Source organism: Persicobacter sp. CCB-QB2, from assembly GCF_001274635.1.
GTDB lineage: Bacteria > Bacteroidota > Bacteroidia > Cytophagales > Cyclobacteriaceae > Persicobacter > Persicobacter diffluens.
In genome coordinates this window covers 517,584-539,967 of record NZ_LBGV01000001.1, presented here as the reverse complement: position 1 = coordinate 539,967, position 22,384 = coordinate 517,584, and the positions used below count along the sequence as shown (strand labels likewise).

At 39.7% G+C, this 22,384-nt stretch carries 20 protein-coding genes; 9 read left to right on the top strand and 11 right to left on the bottom strand.

Annotation, left to right across the window (positions count from 1 at the left end; translation table 11 throughout):
• Positions 1 to 87: 87 nt before the first annotated feature.
• The 7 genes from NG22_RS02555 to NG22_RS02525 all read right to left on the bottom strand — a co-directional run bounded on the left by NG22_RS02555 (position 88) and on the right by NG22_RS02525 (position 5,433).
• The gene (locus tag NG22_RS02555) at positions 88 to 540 is read right to left on the bottom strand and encodes a hypothetical protein (RefSeq protein ID WP_053404267.1); all 453 of its coding nucleotides are present in this window, start codon (positions 538 to 540) and stop codon (positions 88 to 90) included.
• On the bottom strand, positions 522 to 1,463 hold the full coding sequence (locus NG22_RS02550; RefSeq protein WP_172674309.1) for a hypothetical protein: 942 nt from the start codon (positions 1,461 to 1,463) through the stop codon (positions 522 to 524). Before NG22_RS02550 ends, NG22_RS02555 begins: the two co-directional genes overlap by 19 nt.
• Before the next feature lie 107 nt (positions 1,464 to 1,570).
• The gene (locus NG22_RS02545; RefSeq protein ID WP_053404265.1) at positions 1,571 to 2,326 is read right to left on the bottom strand and encodes a hypothetical protein; all 756 of its coding nucleotides are present in this window, start codon (positions 2,324 to 2,326) and stop codon (positions 1,571 to 1,573) included.
• Positions 2,327 to 2,369: 43 nt separating this feature from the next.
• A complete protein-coding gene (locus tag NG22_RS02540; protein ID WP_053404264.1) occupies positions 2,370 to 2,681 on the bottom strand; it encodes a hypothetical protein in 312 nt (103 codons plus the stop codon).
• Between the two features lie 297 nt (positions 2,682 to 2,978).
• The gene (locus NG22_RS02535) at positions 2,979 to 3,881 is read right to left on the bottom strand and encodes a hypothetical protein (RefSeq protein WP_053404263.1); all 903 of its coding nucleotides are present in this window, start codon (positions 3,879 to 3,881) and stop codon (positions 2,979 to 2,981) included.
• Positions 3,882 to 3,934: 53 nt separating this feature from the next.
• A complete protein-coding gene (locus tag NG22_RS02530) occupies positions 3,935 to 4,522 on the bottom strand; it encodes a hypothetical protein (RefSeq protein ID WP_053404262.1) in 588 nt (195 codons plus the stop codon).
• Entirely contained in the window at positions 4,519 to 5,433 is a 915-nt protein-coding gene (locus NG22_RS02525; protein ID WP_053404261.1) for a hypothetical protein, read from the bottom strand. Before NG22_RS02525 ends, NG22_RS02530 begins: the two co-directional genes overlap by 4 nt.
• Positions 5,434 to 5,526: 93 nt before the next feature.
• Between NG22_RS02525 and NG22_RS02520 the strand changes: the two genes are divergently transcribed.
• Complete coding sequence (locus tag NG22_RS02520; RefSeq protein ID WP_053404260.1) at positions 5,527 to 6,849, top strand: ATP-binding protein; 1,323 nt, start codon at positions 5,527 to 5,529, stop codon at positions 6,847 to 6,849.
• A 122-nt stretch (positions 6,850 to 6,971) separates the two neighbouring features.
• On the opposite strand, the gene NG22_RS02515 is transcribed toward NG22_RS02520, so the two are convergent.
• The 4 genes from NG22_RS02515 to NG22_RS17715 all read right to left on the bottom strand — a co-directional run bounded on the left by NG22_RS02515 (position 6,972) and on the right by NG22_RS17715 (position 17,312).
• Positions 6,972 to 8,141, bottom strand: a complete 1,170-nt coding sequence (locus NG22_RS02515) for a hypothetical protein (RefSeq protein WP_053404259.1) — start codon at positions 8,139 to 8,141, stop codon at positions 6,972 to 6,974.
• A gap of 75 nt (positions 8,142 to 8,216) precedes the next feature.
• Positions 8,217 to 15,416, bottom strand: a complete 7,200-nt coding sequence (locus NG22_RS02510; RefSeq protein ID WP_172674308.1) for a T9SS type A sorting domain-containing protein — start codon at positions 15,414 to 15,416, stop codon at positions 8,217 to 8,219.
• Positions 15,417 to 15,538: 122 nt separating this feature from the next.
• On the bottom strand, positions 15,539 to 16,717 hold the full coding sequence (locus NG22_RS02505) for an FISUMP domain-containing protein (protein WP_053404257.1): 1,179 nt from the start codon (positions 16,715 to 16,717) through the stop codon (positions 15,539 to 15,541).
• 421 nt (positions 16,718 to 17,138) lie between these two features.
• On the bottom strand, positions 17,139 to 17,312 hold the full coding sequence (locus NG22_RS17715) for a hypothetical protein (RefSeq protein ID WP_157600826.1): 174 nt from the start codon (positions 17,310 to 17,312) through the stop codon (positions 17,139 to 17,141).
• A 156-nt stretch (positions 17,313 to 17,468) separates the two neighbouring features.
• Between NG22_RS17715 and NG22_RS02500 the strand changes: the two genes are divergently transcribed.
• The 8 genes from NG22_RS02500 (at position 17,469) to NG22_RS02460 (ending at position 22,384) form a co-directional block, all read left to right on the top strand.
• Entirely contained in the window at positions 17,469 to 17,918 is a 450-nt protein-coding gene (locus NG22_RS02500) for a hypothetical protein (RefSeq protein ID WP_157600825.1), read from the top strand.
• Positions 17,915 to 19,177, top strand: a complete 1,263-nt coding sequence (locus NG22_RS17965; RefSeq protein ID WP_053404255.1) for a hypothetical protein — start codon at positions 17,915 to 17,917, stop codon at positions 19,175 to 19,177. Before NG22_RS02500 ends, NG22_RS17965 begins: the two co-directional genes overlap by 4 nt.
• Before the next feature lie 58 nt (positions 19,178 to 19,235).
• Entirely contained in the window at positions 19,236 to 19,658 is a 423-nt protein-coding gene (locus NG22_RS02490) for a hypothetical protein (RefSeq protein WP_053404254.1), read from the top strand.
• Between the two features lie 267 nt (positions 19,659 to 19,925).
• Positions 19,926 to 20,528 carry a hypothetical protein gene (locus NG22_RS02485; protein WP_053404253.1) on the top strand — a complete coding sequence of 201 codons (603 nt, stop codon included), beginning with the start codon at positions 19,926 to 19,928 and terminating at the stop codon, positions 20,526 to 20,528.
• A 38-nt stretch (positions 20,529 to 20,566) separates the two neighbouring features.
• Entirely contained in the window at positions 20,567 to 20,941 is a 375-nt protein-coding gene (locus tag NG22_RS02480; RefSeq protein ID WP_053404252.1) for a hypothetical protein, read from the top strand.
• Positions 20,942 to 20,944: 3 nt separating this feature from the next.
• Positions 20,945 to 21,238, top strand: a complete 294-nt coding sequence (locus tag NG22_RS02475) for a hypothetical protein (protein WP_053404251.1) — start codon at positions 20,945 to 20,947, stop codon at positions 21,236 to 21,238.
• Positions 21,235 to 21,867, top strand: a complete 633-nt coding sequence (locus NG22_RS02470; RefSeq protein ID WP_157600824.1) for a hypothetical protein — start codon at positions 21,235 to 21,237, stop codon at positions 21,865 to 21,867. Before NG22_RS02475 ends, NG22_RS02470 begins: the two co-directional genes overlap by 4 nt.
• 259 nt (positions 21,868 to 22,126) lie before the next feature.
• Positions 22,127 to 22,384 (top strand): hypothetical protein, encoded by a 258-nt coding sequence (locus NG22_RS02460; RefSeq protein ID WP_053404248.1) that lies wholly within the window; start codon positions 22,127 to 22,129, stop codon positions 22,382 to 22,384.

Here is a 22,384-nt window from a genome sequence, read left to right as displayed (position 1 = left end):
ATTTAAAGATCATTTCAAACTGATCTTCCACTTCTTTTAACTTAGGCCCAGATTCCACTTCAAAGCAAAACCATTTACCCTTGGAATTTATTTTAACATAGACGTAAGTTTTTGCCCGCCAGAAACATCAATGTTAGGAGAAGTCGGGTAATATGAAATATTCTCCTTTTCAAGGGATTCCAGGTAATTAGTAAAAGAACCTACTTTATCCGAATTAATTAAAGTCGAATAGCTACGATCCGAATCCTCTTCAAATACCCCTGTAGGTAATGAATTGGTTTTATTATACATGCGTTTGAAGCTTCCCGTTGCATCCAATGAAAAAACCGTGTTACCAATATTATCAACTTCATGAATCGCTATCTCTGCAAAAAGAAATATTGTTTCTTTCTTAATTAGAGAGGTTACCTCTTTTGGAACCACACATTGTTTCATAGTACCATTTTCTTGGTTAAACTTTGTTTCCTTTTCTTTCTCAATCAGATTACAACCAGGTAGCAAAATAAAAAGAAAGCCCGCGATTATTTTTTGAATTCCCATTTTTTATCCTTGGTTATGGTTTGAAGTGCTTCCAAAAAAGTCACATAATGCTGTGGCATTATCGTATTTCCAAGTGACATTATATCATTGGTAAGCCCCTGAGTTATTTCCTTTCCTAAAGCATCTTTAACTAAAGCGTTATGAGAAACTATCCCTGAGGAAGTGGGGTATTCATCCGACAAACCGATCATATGGCCATACTCATGTGAGGCTGGGTACTGTTTTTCGAAGCCATCTTTTTTTACAACGCCAGTAAGGTCTTCAGAATCCAAGGCAGCATAATGTTCATTCAGCCGTTTATTCCCATCCCTCGCATTTGGTTTATGTTGCACATAACTTTGATCAAATGTCCCTTCTGGTATTTTTTTCACTCTAAGTTGATAATGCCAATCTGATTTGGCCTCGATAACATTCACATTCACAAAGACATTGATGCCCGGCAACTTATTATTTATGAAACCAAAATTATTGCTCCATTTCTCGGAAACGAGCTTTTTAAATTTTCTTGTCCAATCAATTTTTTCAGCTCCTGTCCATTGTGGGTTTTCATTTTTAAGGCCCGCAAACTTCCTTGCATCCCCGTTTATATAATCAAAGTTAACTTTGGTTAAAACATCCATTTGGCCTGTATTCGGGTCCAAGGAAACATCAAAAATTCCCTTACCTGTAGAGGGAACAAACATTTTCTGACCATAATAGAACATCTTAAACATCATTATTCTATACTGTGTCAGATAGTCATCCACAAGTGAGGGGGAGTCTTCTAATACCTTATTATTACCTGTATATTGAGTGGAGTCTTGAGAAGCCACTCCCTCATCACCAGTTGTTAATTCATGGGCGGGATTTGCTAAATACTGATCAAAATTTATATTCGGCGCACCATAAAGTGTTTCAAAGTCGGGGCTCATCTGTTCTGCCATGGAGGAACTTTGGTTCTCCAAATCCCATTTGTAGGGGGAGCTTGCGTTGTCTTTATTATTGTCAATTGACTTCATTTCCTAAGGGCTAAGTTAAAAAATGGGTAATCTTATTTTCTTGTCACTACTTTGATTTCATCCTCCTTGACTAATACATAAGCTAATAGATTGGCATTTTTAAATAGCAAAGCGTATTGATCATTTGGAAGTTTTTTTACTACAGAGGAATAGCCATAAATCACACCATTTTCCCTTCGATAAAATGACTTTAAATCAATATTTAAGGTATCAATAGTCCTTAGGGCCTTGGATTCAATTACACCTAAGAAAAGCTTGTTTTGATTTGAATAAATATGGTACAATTCGTTATCGTAAGGAAAACTGAGCAATATCGTTATTCCAGCTGTATCCAATAATACATGGGTACCCAAATCGGACTGAGATTCAAGGTCAGATGGAGTGTAGCCAGTCTCCGGGTTAAACTTAGGTTTTTCAAACACACTCATTTCTTCCGGTACAATTTCTAAAACCTTGGAAGAACCCATCATGTGAAAACTAGTAGTGGTCAGAAGGTATTTTCCATTCAGTTTACTTAGAATCAGTGGACAATTTGCCTTGGCAGAGGTTTCTTCTCCTGTATGCTTATTTTTAAACCATATCGACCCGCCCCATTCTCCCTGACATGTTTCTCTGACAATATATTTATCGTCTTGGTAGAAGGCTTTGTCTGAACTGGGTGAAACCATGGCAAAATTACAATCCAAACTATCTATCAAATCAAGCTGGCTTATTTGGAAGGAGTGTTGTCCCATGACACCAAATGAAAAAATTGATAGCAGAAAGGTCTGAAAAATACAGGCGTTCATATATTTAGTCAAATAAAAAGATAGAGCTAATATTAGCCAAAAATCATTCTTTATACCATTTAGGCTTTTTTAACTTCTCTATGACGATATAAAAATTAAAATATTGGCCATAAGGCAGGTTATCAAAAAAATCCTGGTACAAACTGTCAAAATCAATTGTATCGTATATTTGGTTAGCCACCAATTCAACCTCATTTAATTCTATTGTTCCATCACTCACCTGATTTTCACTTTGAAAATTTACGTAACAGGAGGACTTACTATCATAACTATAGGAATGGCTAATTTCAGCAGCCTTTAAAATGTTAGACGAAATAATGATCGAATGTACTTCTTCGATCATTTCCAAATCCACAATCTCTTTCTTTTTAAATACAATCTTATCTAAAGGTCTATGATTTTTTGCTTTATAAAGCCTTGGAACGGCAACGACTTCTAATTTCTCCCCTTTGTTTGTCTAATATAAATAATTCCTTTATCTGCATAATATAGCCTCAATTGAAATAAATCAGAGGCCTTAGACTTCAAGTGCATTTTCTTATTATAAATGGGCACCCAATAGTCTTCAGGCTTAATATTATCCTGATAATTTAGAGATGAAAAACACAATAGTATACTTAGGACGGTTAAGAGCATAATGTTATTTCTTACTTTATTTTTTAGCGGCTAGTTTATCGGCTTTTTTATTACACCTATTCACGGTTGTTTTAAAATCCTCCCAACTCATCCCCCCCATAATTCCCTCATGAGTATAGAATGTAATATAATTCTCCCTGATTTCGATTCGCTCTCCTTCACCTCCAACTTGGTTTTCTCTTTTAACATACTTCACCTGATTCAGTTGTCCTAACACCCAACTCGGCTCGGTTACTGCCTTTTGCCTTTCTTTCAAACCACGATAACCATAATCTTCATCAATAGTCAGCATTCTTTCTTTCCCAGAAGGTTGATGTGTACTATTGATAAAATCATCAAAAATTTCCCCCTCAGGATGCGTATGAACATCAAAGGCTGTTTTTACGCCTCTTTTTTCCATTTCCTCATATGCTGGTCCCATTTTAACTTTCCCATTCTCTCCATCTGAAACTATCTCAGAGGTAGTTCCATCAATCCCCACAACAAAACCTTGTTCAATTTGAACCGATGAACTCTGAGTCCGGTCTATTGCTTCCTGCGCAGTATTCATCACTTCCTCAGAGGGTAGGGTGATTACATCTGCAAAGTCTTTCCAGCTCGCCCCTTTTTTTATGGCTTTGGCCGTGCTTTTGGAGAGTGCTATGACTCTTTTTTCAACTGCCTTGTCTGGATTTCCGGTGGTTGTTACATAATTCCCAAATTGATTATAGACTTCCACCGTCTCTTCATTCTCCTGATTCTGAGTAGACTGAGTGTCTTTTTCATTTCTAAGTGCCAAAAGCTCATCAAAATCAATATTTGGCTGCCCTTGCAATGTTTCAATATCAGGGCTTATATATTCTGCTTTGGAAGCTCCTTGTTGCTCCAGATCCCATTTATAGGGGGAGCTAGCATTATCTTTATTCTCAAATGATTTCATTTTTTGAGCACAATAGTTAAAAGTAGGCCAATTTATTTCTTCACCCTTAATCCTTAATCTTTATACCATCTGGGTTTTTTCACTTTTCCTAAAACTATATAGGTATCACCATATTCACCAGGTGGCAATTCTTTAAAAAATGCATAAAAATGCTTATCAAATTCCGTACACCTATACAGACTATCAGCCAAGTGTTTAAATTTCTCAAAATCGAACTCTTGATTTTTGCCAACATTTCGGCTGTGATAGTATGAGTGACAGCTTTTTGATTCTTTATATTTAAAATAAAAGCCCGCCTCAGTATAGCTCTCTATATCAGATGATTTCAGCAAACTATATATCTGGTTTAGCAATTCTTCGTCTTTGATTTTGATTTTCTTGTAGGCTATTTTGTCATATCGTAGAGACTTTTTCACTTTAAATAGTCTTGGGATAAGCACGACTTCTAATTCATTATTCTTATTGCATCTGATATGTAAAACGCCTTGATCAGTATAATACAATGTCAATTGATACAAATCGCTAGGCTTGCTTTTAATTTTAAAATTTTCCTCACATTTAGTAAGCCATTCTGGAGTAGCTTCTTTTGGCTCGCCCACATTTATGAAGCCGAAAATAAGATAGATAAACAGTATACTCATTTAGCCGATTTACTTTTTTTTGACATTTTCGTTGATTTTTTATTTACCCTATCCACCACAGCTTTAAAATCCTCCCAGGTCATTTCCCCAACAATACCCTTTGATGTGTAAAAAGAGATATACCTTTCCCTAATTTCTATCCTTTCTCCTGGTCCGGCAACCTGGTTTTCCCTTTTTTCATATTTAACCTCATTTCTCTCCCCAAGAACCCAACTCGGCTCGGTAACAGCCTTTTGCCGTTCTTTTAACCCACGATAGCCAAAATCTTTATCAATGTAAATAGATTCAGGTTCCCCTGATGGATAATGCGTACTTTTAAAAGATTCACCAGAAATTTCCCCCTCAGGATGCGTATGAACATCAAAGGCTGTTTTTACGCCTCTTTTTTCCATTTCCTCATATGCTGGTCCCATTTTAACTTTCCCATTCTCTCCATCTGAAACTATCTCAGAGGTAGTTCCATCAATCCCCACAACAAAACCTTGTTCAATTTGAACAGATGTGCTCTGAGTCCGGTCTATTGCTTCCTGCGCAGTATTCATCACCTCCTCGGAGGGTAGGGTGATTACATCTGCAAAGTCTTTCCAGCTCGCCCCTTTTTTAATGGCTTTGGCCGTGCTTTTGGAGAGTGCTATGACTCTTTTTTCAATTGCCTTGTCTGGGTTTCCGGTGGTTGTTACATAATTCCCAAATTGATTATAGACTTCCACCGTCTCTTCATTCTCCTGATTCGGAGTAGCCTGAGTGTCTTTTTCATTTCTAAGTGCCAAAAGCTCATCAAAATCAATATTTGGCTGCCCTTGCAATGTTTCAATATCAGGGCTTATATATTCTGCTTTGGAAGCTCCTTGTTGCTCCAGATCCCATTTGTAGGGGGAGCTTGCGTTATCTTTATTCTCAAATGATTTCATCTCCTTATAAATATAAGGAGATAAAGTTATTATTATTTTTATCTATAATGTAATTTCGGCCTTAATTTGACAGATATATATCCTATAAATTTCATGATAAATAGAGAGATTATTGAATTAATGAAAGCAATAGAGGAATCTTTTGCGCAAACGGAATTTTCAAATGATAATTTCAAATCATTTAAAGGATTCGAAGAACAGCAAGTCCATTCCATAATGGAAAAGTCTGACTTTAAAGCCCGTCTAAAAATCGACTTGCATCCTATTGAATATTTTGTTCTGATTTGTAGTGCAGCTCCCTTTCTATATCCTGCTACTTTTAAAAAAATATCGGCACTCCTTGTTAAAGACAAAATGTATTACAATTCCTTTGGGGGAAAAGTAAATCAGGAGACTTTAACTTTTTATCCATCCATAGAAAGTATTTTGTTTTTCCTTCTTGGTCATAGTCTTGAAAAAAGGCTCGATCTCCTCTCCCTCTTCAAACCCACCAACCCTTTATTCCGACACAACCTCCTCCAGCTCTCTCCACTCAATCCCATGGAGTCACCCACCAGCCGGCAAATATATCCCACCGCGGAGCTAATGGCCCTGCTACAAGGGGAGGAATTCGAGCCGGAATATTCTACTAATTTTCCGGCATCAAGAATCCAAACCAAAATGAATTGGGAAGACCTGGTGCTGCCGCATGATACGCTGGAAAGTCTGGAAGAATTAAATATGTGGATGGAGCATGGAAAAAAACTGAATGCCCATCCGGAGTTATTGAAAAAGGTGAAGCCGGGCTACAGAGTGCTTTTTTATGGCCCTTCCGGTACCGGAAAAACCTTGACGGCTTCCCTGATCGGCAAAACTTTTAACCTTCCGGTTTATCGTGTGGACCTGAGCATGGTGGTTTCCAAATGGGTGGGTGAAACGGAGAAAAACCTGAAGCAACTCTTTGACATTGCAGAAAACAAAAACTGGATCCTGTTCTTTGACGAGGCGGACTCTATCTTTGGTAAACGTACCCAGACCAACAGCTCTAACGATAAATACGCCAATCAGGAAGTCTCTTACCTTTTGCAGCGCATAGAAGATTTCCCCGGACTCGTGATTCTAGCCTCCAACCTGAAAAGCAATATCGATACGGCTTTCAACCGACGATTCCAGGCGACCATTCACTTCCCAATGCCGGATGAAGACATGCGCTATATGCTTTGGGAGAAGGCCTTTCCGGAAGAATTCAGACTCCATGAAGAAATTGACATTCGGGATATTGCCAGAAATTATGAGCTAGCCGGAGGTGCAATTACGAATATCATCCGCTATTGTGTTTTGAAATCTCTGAGTAATCAGGACCATATGGTAAATGAGCAGGACCTGCGCTATGCCATTGTGAGGGAGTTTAAGAAGAGTGGGAAAATGGTGAAATAGCAAAAAGCCCGGCTATTCAGACCGGGCTCTCAAAAATTCTAATAATTTGAAGATGGAAATATTCAATTACTAATTGAACATTTCGCCCGCTTGCCTGCAAGCGAGCGCATTGTTCCCAAAAGTTATTTCAAATTTCCTTCCTGGTCCAAACTATAGATGGCCATATTGGTATTGGCATTTTCGTTTTTATTGTCAAAGTTAACGGTCGCCAGAAAGCCGGGGCCGGTGGAGCGAATAAATACTTTTTCTGCTTTATCCTGCCATTCCGATCCATAGGTCTGCTCCCAAATCAAGTTAAAATTGACATCTCGTTTTTGTAGCAAACAGTCTGTTTTTCGGGCATCAATAATCCGATTTCCGATCACAAAATAATTGCCCTGAGTATCACGACAGAAGTCAGCTGCAAATTCGGTTAAATCACTATCAATGGTATTTGCTTTTATTAGTTCCGCTGAAAGATTTAGCTCGCCAAGGAGCATTCTGCGGTTATTGCCCGTGCCTTCAGTAGCCAGGAATTGGACTCCTTGCTTATTGAATGATGCTGAAACGGCTTCCACATTTCCACCTGTTTCTCCGTAAATATTGGTATACAATATTTGCCCATCGCTATTTAGGCAAATGATGCGAAGCTTTTTATCTGCATTTTTACCCACATTCCCAAAAAGGTAAAACTGATTATTGATCTCAGCAGCGGCAATTAACTGTTCAAACGGCTCTAATTGGTGATGTTGAGTTTCCCATTTTTCAGTTCCATCTGAATTTTGACATTGAAAAATCATGCCTTCATATCTAACAGTCTGATCAGTATCGGAGTAATTACCCACGATCAATAAACCTCCGTCCTGAGTTTGCAGTAACTTCTGCCCCCAACTTTCCACCTTGGATTTGATCGGTTTAGTAAACTGAATCAATTTGCCTGAAGTGGCGTCCATTTCCCATAATCCCAGGTAGGTACTATCACCCTTCACCAAACCGGTCGCCAAAATACGATCATCTCTCAGAATCCAGTCCTTCATTTCCTGATTCTCCTGCTCATTCCAGGTAAACTGCCATTGGGTCACCCCATACTTGTTCAACTTGGTCCAAAATAAAGCTGAACCACCTGCTGTTAAATTTAAGTTCCCAGCTAATAGTAAATCTTCGTTCTCCAACAGCTGCAAAGCTACGGCTTCATCCTGACCGTTATAGCCTAAAATTTTCAGGAAATAATCATTTTCAGGCAAATTCAGATTTTCACTACAGGAAAAAAGTCCAATAAAAAGACTGAATATAAGTGTTTTTTTAAAAGTCATTGTATAGTAAATAATAAGAAATAATGATTGGGAGACAATTTAATCTCCCAATCTCAAAATCCGTTTTACATTTTCTTAATGAGCGACCATCATTCGTTTATTGGTCAATATTTTATCCTCCTTTAATAGCATGAGTATATAAACTCCATCTGCCAGATCTTCAACAACTATATGTTGTTGGCGATTCGTAGGAGATTGGAAGTGGCCATCCGCTACTTTTCTGCCGTCTACAGTATACAGGCTCCAGGCATCTGCCAGGCCTTCAGAAGACCACTCCAAAGTAAAGTGTCCTTCATTGGGATTAGGATACAATTGAAGCTTTTTCGCCATTTCTTCTGCATCCAAAGGAGGCTCCGCTATCAAAGCTTTATCAATATCAAAGACCCGAACCTGATAAATTTTATCCGACTCAAATCCCTGCACCGTTACCACCATTTTAACCTTATCAGCATAAGCCCAAGCATGATCGGGAGTCCAGTCAAAGGAAGCATCAAACTGTAAGATACCTTTTTCATCCGCTTCATCAATATGAACAAAAATCCCGGCAGTATTTGGAAGAATTTCACGCGCTAAATTTTTAAATACACGTCCTGAATTCGGTAATTCAAAATTTTCTGCGACCATATGCGGACGAAGAATCAGTCTGGTATCTTCTTCTTCAAGCGGAAGGCCGGTGGTTTCAAAGCCAACGTTTATGCTAGTCTGCCCGGTTTTAGGGTTCAAATTATCCACTAAATCTTGTGGGTTAATGGGTTGAATATTAACCCGGGCAACTTCAAGCTTCTCTTGACTAACCACCAAAGGAAGATCACTTTCACTCCATAATTTATCTTCATAATGCACCCCATTCACCATCGCTCTTTCCGGATATGGGACACTGTAATGTAGGGCGCGCGCACCGGAGGGCATCCAGCAATATTTATATAATTCATCCACCGATCCCACAATTTGGAAACCATATTGAAGCAATACCAACTCCTCCGGATTCACGCCAACCGTTTCTAAAATAGCATCGGTTTGTGTTTCCGGAACATCATCATGGGTAAAGTTTTCCACCACCACCAGGCGGTTACGAGCACTCACGGTAAATTCTTCCAGCTTAATGCCTGTGTAGTCTGCCGTGGCATCTACCCTGTTATTTGAGGCAAACCAAAGTCGGAAACGAACCCGGCCATCGCCCGGATTTTCCGCCTCAATACTCGGGGTCAAGGCATCGCTTTGAACCGCATCCAAGGGAATACGGGCATATAATTCCCCTGTATCCCCGGACCATCCCTGAATTTTACGTTCTACATTATCCTGAGGAAGACTTAGTACGGTCTCATTGGTAAACCAATCCAGGCCCTCTCCCATATTACCCACCGTATTCCAGGTCTTCCCTTCATTACAAGTATAGCGCAAACTAATACCATCTACTCCCGGAGCGGAATTGATATTCAGTTTCATCGACAACATGGGAAGATCTAAATCAGTTAAATCGAAAGTCGGGCTTTCAATCCAGGAATTCTCAGCCGCATAATAGGTATGCTCCTTTTGCGCATCTTCATTCCCATGGTTTCCTGTGTTTGTTTGCCAACTGCCGTCTGTTAGACTCCAGGAGCTTAATGCATATTCGGTATCCCATTGGCCAGAGTGTAGCCAGCCGGCGGGGTCGTTAGCCCCATCTACTTTAGAGAAGGAAGTGCTGTAATTATTCTCAGAAGTAGGGTTTTTTAGAGGAAAAACCGGGATTACACGACTTAACTCATCACTACACCCAATAGAATCAATTTCAGCATAGAGTGTCACTGTTTTTGCCCCTTCCATAGCATAGTGGTGGGAGTAATCTGTTGTGATCTCATCGCCATAATCAGTTTGCAACTCTCCATCGCCAAAATCCCATGTTAATTTATCAATAAATCTCTTTCCAGTATAGCCCTCAATATCTGTGCTGTTGATGAAATTAGTTGCTCTTCCAATGGTAAAGTTTTCTACATCAAAAGCAACTTTTGGGTTAGCGCCTAGCTCAATGGGTATTTCAATCCTATTTGAACAACCAAATGAACTGTAAGCGATCAGACTAACATTGAATTTATTGGCACGAGTATAAAAGTGAGAAGGATCAGTATAAATTCCGCTTGTATTAGTTTCATTGCCTTCTTCCGAAATAGTTCCCCCCAAATTGCCATTGCCATCCTCATCTGGCATGCCGCTATCTGCACTGAAACCATTATCGAAATCCCAAGCCAATCTATTGATATGACCCGTAAATAATGCATCAAGATCTAATAACTTAGATTCATTATGAAAGCTAAAAGCTTCTTCATCATTAATACATATAATCGGTTTATCAACCCTAAAATCTGCGGTTGGTCGAGCCTTAACTTTTAATAACTCATTGGTCGTGGCAGAACAACCATTATCATCAATAAAATTAAAAATGATATTAAAGTGCCCAACTGAATCGAGCATTACCTCTGTATCTTTTCCGCTTCTCTGAAAAATCAATCTTTCTTTTCCATCCTGATCAATGGCCTGAAAAGTAGAATTATTATCTGTTACACTTATATTGTTACCTTCATAGGTGAACGCCTCGGGCTTCAAATCCAATTGGCCTCCTTCTGTTTGACACTCATTATCTGGAAAATTCCTGATGATCGAACGAGGGTTATTAAAAGTCTCCAAATCAACTTCAAAAGGAACCACGCAACCATCCGCTAGATTATTGATCCGTTGGGTAAGTAATTCCATTTTCAAAGTAAACTCTCCAACCTTATTCGTTTTTACATGTACCGAGCTGGTATCTGAACCAAAAACTAATAAATTATCGGATTCATCTCCATCCGCACTATTTAAGATTTGGTAATTAAAAAATTGAAGTGTTTGCTTTGTACCAGTAACATCTTGTTCAATAAGCTCATTACCCATATAAACTAAAGGATTTAGCTCCCAGTCCGGAGCGCCAAAGCATAATTTATTTTGCTGTAAATCCTCATTATAATAATCCAGAGAAATGGAAATTTCTTCCTTGATTAATGTAGTAGAGCTTTCTCTTTTTGACACCACTTCCGGAAAATTATCACCGGCACCATCTGGTTGAACATAAACCGCTTCAACCAAATATTTAGAATTATCTTCAGGGGTAAAACTTTCTGCCACTTCTATTAAAGGACCCAATTCCTCATCACCATCTTCGTTTAGAATATATTTATAAAGCCTAAATGTTAATGAACCATGCTCCTTCAATTCAAATTCCGAATCACCCAACTTTGCTGTAAATAAGGAGGATAAATTAATACTTTGTTCTGTTGGACACATGTATTTTACAGGAACACCTTCAATCAGCGGCTTTCTAAAGATTCTTATTGCCTGTGATGCACTTTCCCAATCACAAAACAAAGGTTCATTTTCATCATTGTCATCCGTAACGGTTTCTGTTTGATTCAGTAGCTTCATTTGATAAACCCCAGATTGGCTAACAGGGTAGGCAGAAAATATATCTTCACTAAAATATACCCGCTCACTGATCCCTTCAGGTGACAATATCTCTAAGCCTGCAGTCGCAGTTCCACTAACTCCGTCCAGCCAATAAGATAAATCAACAGTATGCTCCAAATAATCTTCAGGCTCAAAAGTAAAATCCTTTTTGGTGAAATTTAAAGTCCCTTGGCTTGCCGGAGAAATATTCAGATGTAATTCAAGGTCACCATCATTATCGTTAGCTTTACAACCCACTGCATATCGTACCATTAATTCCTGAGTACCATCCCTAGGGGCTATAGAGATATAATCTGAAGGAACAATGGTCTTTTTAACGGTAGGATCGCCCGGATAATCTAATTCCCAATAAATATTTTCGGTGGCATCTTTCACTTTTAAAGCTACTTCGGAAGTGTTTTTACAGAATTTTAATTCCTTAACCTCTTCATTGTCATTGGCGCTGTATAAAAAATCATCGAACATTATGGTAGGACGAACTACCCCTTTTTGCAGCGTAAATACCTTCTGGAATGTCTCTTTACAATTGCCTTGTTGATAATGAATCTTTGCTTTCAAAACCTTTCGGGCATTTTCTGCTACCTCGATTCCGGGAAAATTTATCCGATAAGATGTTGTCGTTTGAGCGGGAGCAATTTCCCTCTCCGCAATGTTTAATATTGGAATGTCTTTTTCAGCAATAACTTCAAAAAGTTCTACATCTAAAATGTCCAGATAACTATGAAATACCCAATATGCAGTATCGGTATTACAATAATTATCCTGAATAAATGTGAAATCGACATGGTCTTTTAAATCCCCCAACGACAAGGATACCGATTGATTATTAAAAGTATAATCGAAAGAAAAAGCTTTTTCCTCGGGAGCGAAATTAAGATTCACCCGATAATATTGATCCGAAGAACTCGGTAAATACTCTTTTTCAAATAGAAACACCGGGTAAACCGAGCCAAAATTATGACTTACTACATACCCACTCAGAGAAGAATTCAAATAACCACTAAGATTCATAAAAGCATCTCCAAAGTTATAGGAAATAGAATCAGGAATAGCATTAAAAGAAAATCCGCCTTTCAACATGGATTGATAAAAGCCAAATCCCATACTGGTGCTAATCTCACTCTTAATTTTATTATAGGCCTGTAAATATGCCGCTTCCAAATACTCTTGGGGAACCCTATCATTATCCCGATAGTAGCTTTCCATTATTTCCTCGACAAGGTAGGAATAATTAAACTCAATGTTATCGATATCTGTCCCTTCCTCTGGATCTAATTTCCTGATGGCCACATCTCTATTTTGATCGGAAAAACAAATCATATCATTTGCATATAAATCCGAGAAAACCTTAAAGATTAGAGTGTCTGAGTTACTACATCCGTTCGTATTGTACTCTGTAAGTACAATTTCAATATCATCTGCCCCCTTGTCCAAATTCACCCGAGCAGGGTCAAAATAATATTTTTCTCCAACCTTATAAACTCCTTCTCCATCAGCAAACCGAGTATATCCTTCGGCATTTTCAGACCAGGTCACCAAGTATTTACTTGAAAATAATTCTTCCTCAGCAGGAACATTTGTGTTAAATTGAAATTCGTCTTCTAAAGCAATAATGGTAGGGCTTTCCTTTATCTCCAAATTATATGTTCCCATAGAACATAAAGGTTCACCACCATGAACATAATAAGGCTCCAGGACATAATTTCCAGCGTGTAAATCTTCCTTTGGAATATTTAATGAATACTTATCTGCATTTCCATCATAAGAAAAATCATAATAGGAATCATTAGCGGAAGGGCTTCCTTGGTAAACCCTTAGTTGAAAGTCATGATTACTCTTACTCAGAATAGTAACATCAACACTCGTTCCGGAGCATCCAGGGTTTGGAAAATAGTTGATAAAGCAATAAGGTTGATAATAAGAGATACTTTGGCAAGAACCAATAGGGATCACTTCATCCTCCGAGGCCGCCTTTTTGGTGAAATTTGAAAATAAATACTCTTTGGCTACAATGTCTTCACTCCCTGCATACTTTACTTTCAAACCATTTATCCTAACGGCCTTTCTACCCTCACCATGTTGATGCCTAAATTTAATGGTGCCTGTACCTTCAAATGAAAAATTGCTTAAATTAATTGATTGCCAACTATCATCTGATTTTTGAAACTCAACACTTAGGCCAGTTTTATCAGAATTATAAAATTCATAGCCTAAAGCTAAATCAATCGTATAGTAGATACCATTTTCGAATGAATTGGTGTTTTTCCCCTGGATTTCTACCTGAGGAAGTGCATCATATTCACAACTGTTTAACTCAAAATCTCCACCATCCAAAGCTACATCAACCCCTCCTTCTACCGCTGAAATCTGCATAACAAAAGTATCGGATGGAATATTGTGCCCATCCTGGTAGTTAGCCGTGATGAAGACGTAAGCTATTTCATTCTTGTGTTGGGGAAAAGGGAAACCATAAATCTTTTGCTCAGTAGCGTCATAGAAAAGCCAAGCAATCCCACCTGTTTCTGGATTGGATTCGTTTTTTGATATTTTCACAGTATAGGAAACCGATAGCTCGCTTTCATTATCACAAGCATTAGTACTACGAATATGGTACTCAAAAGGAGATTGAACCAAGGCTTGCCGACTAGATGGATTCAATGTAGACAATATTGGTTGATATTGATAATTAATACTCCCGTCTTCGGACATCAGGTCGTTACCTGCTGGATTATTGACCTTTACCGTAAAGCTATTCGTCAACAAATTGGAAGTCCCACAGCCTTTCGAATACAGCAACGCTTTAAAAGCAGCATTCATCTCTGCTATAGGCATAAATTTAGTGCCGGATAACTTCCACTTATCTCCGCTATCGGTAATTGTGATATTATAATCTCCTGCACCGCCACTTTTGGATAAAGAATTCCCAACACTTTTTGGTAAACCACTAATCTCTAATTCTTTAACCAAGTGTTTGCCAGCAGCAGCATTATAAGATAATAAGTTATTAATGTCTGAAAAAATTGCTGTTCCGGTCGTACTTCCTACCTGAATATCTTCTCGTGCTCCTATGGCACTCATGGTGAATAAGGGCTCAGTAATTCCGTCTACATCGAAATACAACCATTTCGTAATATTCTTCTTAGAATATCCTTTACCCCACCACAGGAAGCCATTACTCCATTCATAAACCTCAACTTCTACAGCAAACTTACCTGATTCATTAGAGAAAAATCCGACTTTATTATTTATTATCTCAGAATGAGTCCATCCAATAGGCTGTTCCTCCTCTTGACTTTCATTAATCTCACCATTAGTTAAATCAATCCAGTTTTGATTCTTAAACTTTTTAATAGTACCACTAAAGTTTGGGCTGAACGACTTAATTAGGTAAAAATCATCATTAGAAGCGCCACTATTAAAAGAATGGTCATCAAGCAAGATATTGGCGCCTGTATGCGCTAAATTAAAGGTTGGGGCGCCTTCGTCTACGACATTAAAGGTAAATGTACCGGTGTTGGGGTCGATGGGAACAGTTCCACTACCAGTATAACTTGCTGTATAAACAAAGCTAATAGACTGCCCATGAGTCTTTCCGGAATTTAGAAGAGATAGGATTATTTTACCATCACTAATATCCTTTTGTGTAAAATAAGAATTCACCTCTAAAGGAGTCCATGTATTTCCTTCTTTTTTGTATAAGTTTCCATCCCAGTTTTCTGAGAAACTATCAATATTGAATCTAAATAGTTCACGATAAGCCGCTTCTATAGGCGATCCTTCGTTTAGTATTTCTAACATTGAGTTGGTGACCTTCAAAACAGAATACTTCGGAACATCTGGACTAGAGTGTCTTACCCCATAACCAAAACTTAGAAATGAATAAAAGGTAAAAATGAAAGCAAATAATCCTCTCCTCATCATTATAGAATTTTAACTAGTCTAATTGCGGTAGTATAAACATCTCCAGTATAAACTCTAGTTTTATCATTATAAAAATGAACTGCCTTATGGTTTTTACTATCATCTACATCTTGAAGATCAACATGAAACAATGCCCTATCTTTAAAATTGACAACATAACCATCATATATAATGGCCCCTCCGCCTAAAAGAGAAAAGCCATATTCATTAGTCCAGTTTTCTTTTTGGAAACTATCACTCCAAAATTCAGCATTGTTCAACTTCTCAAAAGTTCCAGAATAGTATGCTGGACTTAGAACATCGCCTCCTTCTTCTGGATCACCACCCACAACATTTTTACAAAGTTGTGCCCAATCACCTTCAAAGTTAGTTCTATCGACAACTGTACAGGTTGGTATTCTCCAGTCACTATCCTCTAAATAGTCATTCATTAATTCAAACTTCTCATCCTGAGTATACAAATGCCCATAATTCTTAACATAATCAGGAATAACATCACTTTCACCCTCAATTTGATATACTCGATTCGCAATACTACCGTCTGTTCCTGTCCACCTCAAATTCTCCGCCATCCATACCTGACAATTCTCTCCATTCTCATCACAAATCTGAACTGTTTTGTAGCGGTTATCCGGGTCAAAAGAGAAAACTACAGAACCAAACTTACCGGTGGTTACCGTAATGTCCTGAACAATTTCGGTTTCTGTTCCTTCGTAATCCTCATCATTTACCTTTGCGGTAATGACCATGTCAAAGCCGGTTAAATACTGGTCAGCAAACTCATCCTGAATTTCCGTCGTGACATAATAATCGCCTTCTTTCACTAAATCATATTTTACTTCCTCTTCTCCGGCAGTAAATGTTAAAACAGGAGCATCTACAGTAGCTGCTTCCTCATTCTCACCCGTTGGTGCAGAAAATTCCACTTTCAGCTTCATGACATCGGCATACAAATGCCAATCTGATTCGGTATTAGAAGCCTCTTTATTTAGATAATCATCTAACACACTTACTTTCATGCCGGGAAGCACTAATTCTGTTTCCGGGTCAGGATCCGGATCCGGTGTTGGGGCCGGTGGGTCTCCACCCTCATCACCACAACCTGTAAAAAGAACTGCGATAGCCGTCATTGCTATCAGGCTTTTTTTAAAAAACATTTGGTTTAATTCCATCTTCATAATTATTGGAAATTTTATAATTTAACCTTTTTTCACCTTTGTGAAGTTTATGAACATTAGGCGAATTTTAACCAATAATTACACTAAAACAAGAATTAAATTGATTTAATAGATAAAACATTACATTCAGATTAATCAGAAACACTCAAAAACCATACATCTTCAAAAATAAAAATAGATATATAGGCCTTTCGGAGATTAAATGGCCAAATTTAATCCTTTAGGGTATAATTTAGTTTTATATCAAATTAATCCCTATTGAGCATTAGTTTATGATTAAGTATTAAAGGTAATTACCTACATAAAACAAAAAGCGCAATAACCGACTTTAAACTTAAAAAATATTAAAAAGTACCTCATGCGCACCAATATTTATTAATCTTGGATTATTTATATTTAATAAGGCAGTAAATTTAACTCCTCACCCCATCCCCAAGGCCTCAAAAATCCGCTTCACATCCTTTATCGACAACCGCCTTTTTTCGACTTCCACTCCATAGCGTTTCATATAAAGGCGCAGTGTGTTGCGGTGAATATTGAGCATACGAGCCACTTCAATCCTTGTGTACATCCCATTGAGTTCTTCTGCATTCATCAGGTTAAATGTTGGTTCATGTAGAATAACTATCTTTTGCGCAAATTATTCGGCAGTTCATGAACTATAATGCACTTTGTTGCACTTTATAGCCTGAAAATGGTCGCGCTTGCCTAAAAATGCCTGATGAGCGATAGGGGATGCAGTTAAATCGATATGATCCAAGCAGGACTTATCATATCGGCAATTATAGGTGCGGGCATGCTTTACAACCAATTCGCTCATTTATCTGATCAGGTGAAATTGGATTTAAAAGCGGTTCGACTTCATTCGGTGGACCTGACCAAATTGACTTTCAAGGTGGATCTGCAGGTGATCAATGTTTCGAATATTGATGCTCGTGTGCAGGATGTTTTTGTGAAGCTTTTTCACCAGAAGGCTCCTGGTGTTTTGAATCCGTTGGTGGAAGGATATTCGATCCATCAGTCATTTGAGATCAAAGCCGGAACCACCCAGCGCATCAATAATATCACCCTGGAGCTGCCCTTTTCGACCGTTCGGAATATGCTGAGCAATTTCAGTTTGAAAGGAGCCACCATCGTGGCGAAAGTCACCGGAAAGCTGAATGGGCAGTCATTGTCTCACACCAAAACCTTTCAGCTATGATTGTGAGATATTTGAACGGCAATGATCATTTGGGCCTTGTGGCCAGTGGTAAGCGGAAGATTAAATCCGGCAGGGAGTTCGATCGGTATTTCCCCAAACCGGAAAGGACCAATCCTTTATTGACACATTCGGGCGATAGCTTTGATACCCTCAAATTCATGGGGCAAATCATTGAGCAAACCCTAAAAGATACCCAACGGATTTCCACTGTTTTGAAAGGCAAGAATGAATACGAGACGGCCCGAAACATTTGGAATTTCATCTATCACCATATCCAATACACCCCTGACGCCCGACACGAAGAACAATTGCGTCGACCTGCAAGGTCATGGGCAGACCGGGCCGAAGGCGTGGATTGTGATTGCTATTCGATTTTAGCCAGCTCCATTTTGTACAATTTGGGCATTGCGCACAAGCTTCGAAAAACGGCCTACAATGGCCGGGAAAGTTATCAGCATGTCTATGTGATTGTTCCGAATAAAGACGGCTCTATGCCCAAGCCCTATGCCACCATTGATCCGGTGCTCAGCCAGTTCGATCAGGAAAAGCCATTCAGTAAAAAATACGATAAAAGCATGTTACCCATTCGCTATCTCAATGGATTGCAGGGAGTGGAAGAATCATTCCAGCCTTTGGTTAAATCCACCTCAAAAAGCCATCAGCTCTATTATTCGGAAGAAATTCAGGGCATCTACGGACCGGAAGACGACATGCTATTCTTCGATGGTACCACCTATTATGAAATGCAGCCCCGGCAAATGCTTGGGCTCGGCGGACTGGGACAGTTGGGATTACTCTCTTTCTTAGCACCAGTCGCCAGTCTGGTAGGCAAAGGAGTAAAAGCCATAGGAAAAGGAATTAAGAAAATCCGAGAACGCAGAAAAGCCAAAAAAATGGCCCGGATTTCTCCGCCTAAACCGGTGAGTGTCGCTCCGCTACAACCCAAAGGAATACAAACCTTGAATACTGCACCGACGCTTCCTGGAATTACACCAAATGCTTTGATGCCCAGTGGCGGAAGTAGCGGTAACTTCCTGAAGGACACTTTGGATACGGTTATGAATATCATTCGTCCGCAACAAGGAAATGGGATGTCGGTGCATGAAAGTGCTTCCATAGCCAAAGCACAGGGAGAAGCTGCCGCCAATGCTGCGGCCTTTGAAATCATGAAAACCCAACAAGGCAGCCAGATGAACCCTCAAACCATGATGATGATGGGAATGGGCGCTTTGGCCTTGATCGCTGTAATGAAAAAATAGTTTCGCTTATCATATTTACCATGAAACAATATTCAACTCAATTAAAAGAAATCGCGGGGTGGCCGGAGGAATTACCATCGCCTCCGTAATCGGAAATCGTATCAACAATCCCTTAGCTGAAATAGGACTATTGGCAGCCGGAATGGCCATTGCACTGAAGTCTCCAAAGTTCTCCAGCATAGGAGTGGGCATGGCGGTGAAAGGTGCCATCGGGGTGGCCGGAAAAGTGGCCGAGAAGGTATCCGTATTGAAACCTTATGTCCCCACCGTTGGGGTAGGCATCAATGGAATGGGAGAACTCATTCAGGATGAGGATGGCAACATCTATCAGATTGACGGCCTGGGAAATCCTTCCCTGGTGCAGGATGAATACGGCAACACCTATATGCTCAATGGTGGCGAAGGTGGAGAAATCGAAGATACCGTGGGGGCCATTGATTACGATGACGAGCTCATCGGACTAGAGGACACTGTAGGTTAATTCGGAGGTCGTAGCCGGATTATTCATACTTAAATCATCATTTAGATGCGAGGCGGAAAAAATGAAGGAATAGGCCTCTATTTCGATTTTTTTTCAACGAAGCAGATGAATGGTGAGAAAGTAAGCAAGGCCAAATATAAATTATTCAAGCTTTTTAATGCATTCAATCTATACCAATAATCTAAGGAGATTACAAAATCGAAATCAATTTAGCGGTGAATAATTCGGCTAAGCTCCATAAAAAAAGATATCTAATACTATCAAATCATGACTCAACAATTCTCCCGTGCAATTCAGTTTTTGCACAAAAGAAAAGGCAGATTACCGCGTCAGACGCAGGAGGAATTTGCCAAAAAATCTATCCGAATTACGGATGCCGATGTGGTGCATGCCTCCGATATCAGCAATGCCGGTTCGGTACATCCACTGTTAAGATCTACCAATCAAAAGGTGGTTGGGGTTTCTGATTTCAATGAAAATACCCTGGATGTAGGCCAAAATGTGGCGGTGGATAAAATCAAATTGGGTTATATCATGAAGGCCAAAGACTATGTCGGCTCCCCGGCATCGGTAAAGTACTCTTCGGATTATGCCAGCTTTCCGGCCGAATTGCTCAACTCCAAATTCCTGATCAAACAGGATGGAAAAACGCTTTTATCGCTGCCGGTGGAGCGCTTCACCCACGCGGCCAAATCCACCAAGGTGCAGGGTGAAGAAGACACTTATCACCTGGACACCCCCATTCTCTTGATTGAAAAGAAGATCATTGAAATGGTGATCGAATTCAATCCGGATCAGGCCATGGATGAATCTGCCGGAAGACATTTCTTCCAGGTTCGACTCATGGGCGCCCAGACCATGCCGAAATAATTTGATGATCGGGGCTCCGGCCCCCATTTTTCCTTCTTATGAGAAAAGAAACCTTCCTCCAGACCAAGACCATCGAAGTACCGGCCGGCACAGCCTCTACCGTAATTCGCTCAGAGGTCAAGCTCAATTCTTCCTACGAACGCTGCACGGGCGTAGCGATTTACCCCATCAAGCAAGGCGGATTGGATGCCTTTCGGGTAGGGCTGGAAGACAATGGTGGCGCCCTGCTGCAGGTCACGCATCAGGATGCGCTCACGGCTGATAAATCATTGCCCTTCAATGATAGATTCCAGGAAGTGGATATTCCTGCGAATGGACATACTGTAAAAATCAATACACAATTTGACCAGCAAACCACTGAAAAATTGGTGTATGATTTTGTCTTCAGATTAACCAGAACCCTAAAATCTTAAGCCATGGGATTATATCTGATGAAGCTCACTTCGGACTCCCTGCTTAAGGACGGGGACACTTTTAGCCTGAATGCCTGCGCTGGCTTTACCGTCATTAATGCCGGTGATACCACTGCACGCATTGGCTATGTGGGCGAGCCATTGGATATCGATATTCCTGCGGGTGAAAGATATTCATTTCCAGCATCTTCCGGCTATGCCTTTGAAGGAGAGATGGAAATCAGATTTGATCAAACCGGCACCGGATTGGTCAAAATCTTTAAATATGTCGCCAAACTTAACGAAACCATTCGATGAAATTCAAACTGCTAAGTCTTCTACTCTTTATGTTTTCTTTCGGTCCATATCAGTCATTTTCTAATGCTACCAATGCCAAAGCAAAGGCGCCTCAATTCGTGAGCGTGAGTGATGGCACGCAGGATTACCCGGCAGGCATGCCGTTATTCGGACGGAAAATTCCAGCAGGAAATCTACTCCTGGATTGTAAAAATTTGGAGTATTCCGAATTTGAAATCCATATCGATCAGGACTTTCAAATTGAAGTATTTCGGGGCCAAGTCGGGGCGCGATATAAGCTATTTGTTCACCGTTCAGAGGAAAATGATATTGTCATTCAGTGGTTAGATCCCTATGTAAAAAAAGCCTATACAGCTTCCGGAGGGGAAGATTATGTTGAAATCATTGAAGTAGAGTTTATCCGGGAGCGGGATTTTGTCGAACAAAAAGTAAGGCAATTTCATCAGTTCTCACAGGCGGAATATTGGAAAATACAGGAACTCATCAACCCTTTCCGCCCACCCGTTGCCCCCAGCCTAAGGCTTCTCTGTGATATCGATTCAGAGGCGGAAGTGGGCAGCAAGATGGAAGCCCTGTTTCAAATCCAATTTAGCCAAAATGATGGTGGGAATTTGTTACTCCGAGCATAGAATTACTCCAGGACAACCAACTGATTCATAGCGGATCAAACCGTTTTTCTTATGAATGGAATATGCCTTTAGGAATAATAGGATTTCAAGCCAAAGCTGCTTATGAGGCCGGTCCTAAATGGTATGATATTCAGGGAAGAGAGTACCAAATTCCGGCAGGGGCATTAGCTGCCAACCTTAATTTTAGAGGATATCCAAAAATATTTTTTGGTTTAGGACTCCCTGTGAGTTCTGAACAAATACGATCCGGGAGCAACACTTGATTAAAAACGCCTTCTCCGGAACCTTATTCATTCCACAGGGGCAGAAATCCTGCTTTATCGCTTTACCTAAGGATCTATCACTTAAAGTAACATTTCGGGAATCTTCCAACGCAGAGGTGACCGCCGCTTTTATAAAAAAAGAAATAGTTGTGCAGGACGCCGGAGGAAATGACCAGGCCTACTGCTTACTCACCAGTAGCCTGGCAGGATCCGGCTATAGCATGGATGCACATTACGATATAACCCTTATTTGA

Bases quoted from the DNA above. Each gene is read 5' to 3' on its own strand.
- NG22_RS02555 (WP_053404267.1), bottom strand. From the start codon at position 540: ATGGGAATTCAAAAAATAATCGCGGGCTTTCTTTTTATTTTGCTACCT.
- NG22_RS02550 (WP_172674309.1), bottom strand. From the start codon at position 1,463: ATGGCAGAACAGATGAGCCCCGACTTTGAAACACTTTATGGTGCGCCG.
- NG22_RS02545 (WP_053404265.1), bottom strand. From the start codon at position 2,326: ATGAACGCCTGTATTTTTCAGACCTTTCTGCTATCAATTTTTTCATTT.
- NG22_RS02535 (WP_053404263.1), bottom strand. From the start codon at position 3,881: ATGAAATCATTTGAGAATAAAGATAATGCTAGCTCCCCCTATAAATGG.
- NG22_RS02530 (WP_053404262.1), bottom strand. From the start codon at position 4,522: ATGAGTATACTGTTTATCTATCTTATTTTCGGCTTCATAAATGTGGGC.
- NG22_RS02525 (WP_053404261.1), bottom strand. From the start codon at position 5,433: ATGAAATCATTTGAGAATAAAGATAACGCAAGCTCCCCCTACAAATGG.
- NG22_RS02520 (WP_053404260.1), top strand. From the start codon at position 5,527: ATGATAAATAGAGAGATTATTGAATTAATGAAAGCAATAGAGGAATCT.
- NG22_RS02515 (WP_053404259.1), bottom strand. From the start codon at position 8,141: ATGACTTTTAAAAAAACACTTATATTCAGTCTTTTTATTGGACTTTTT.
- NG22_RS02510 (WP_172674308.1), bottom strand. From the start codon at position 15,416: ATGTTAGAAATACTAAACGAAGGATCGCCTATAGAAGCGGCTTATCGT.
- NG22_RS02505 (WP_053404257.1), bottom strand. From the start codon at position 16,717: ATGAAGATGGAATTAAACCAAATGTTTTTTAAAAAAAGCCTGATAGCA.
- NG22_RS17715 (WP_157600826.1), bottom strand. From the start codon at position 17,312: ATGAATGCAGAAGAACTCAATGGGATGTACACAAGGATTGAAGTGGCT.
- NG22_RS02500 (WP_157600825.1), top strand. From the start codon at position 17,469: ATGATCCAAGCAGGACTTATCATATCGGCAATTATAGGTGCGGGCATG.
- NG22_RS17965 (WP_053404255.1), top strand. From the start codon at position 17,915: ATGATTGTGAGATATTTGAACGGCAATGATCATTTGGGCCTTGTGGCC.
- NG22_RS02485 (WP_053404253.1), top strand. From the start codon at position 19,926: ATGACTCAACAATTCTCCCGTGCAATTCAGTTTTTGCACAAAAGAAAA.
- NG22_RS02480 (WP_053404252.1), top strand. From the start codon at position 20,567: ATGAGAAAAGAAACCTTCCTCCAGACCAAGACCATCGAAGTACCGGCC.
- NG22_RS02475 (WP_053404251.1), top strand. From the start codon at position 20,945: ATGGGATTATATCTGATGAAGCTCACTTCGGACTCCCTGCTTAAGGAC.
- NG22_RS02470 (WP_157600824.1), top strand. From the start codon at position 21,235: ATGAAATTCAAACTGCTAAGTCTTCTACTCTTTATGTTTTCTTTCGGT.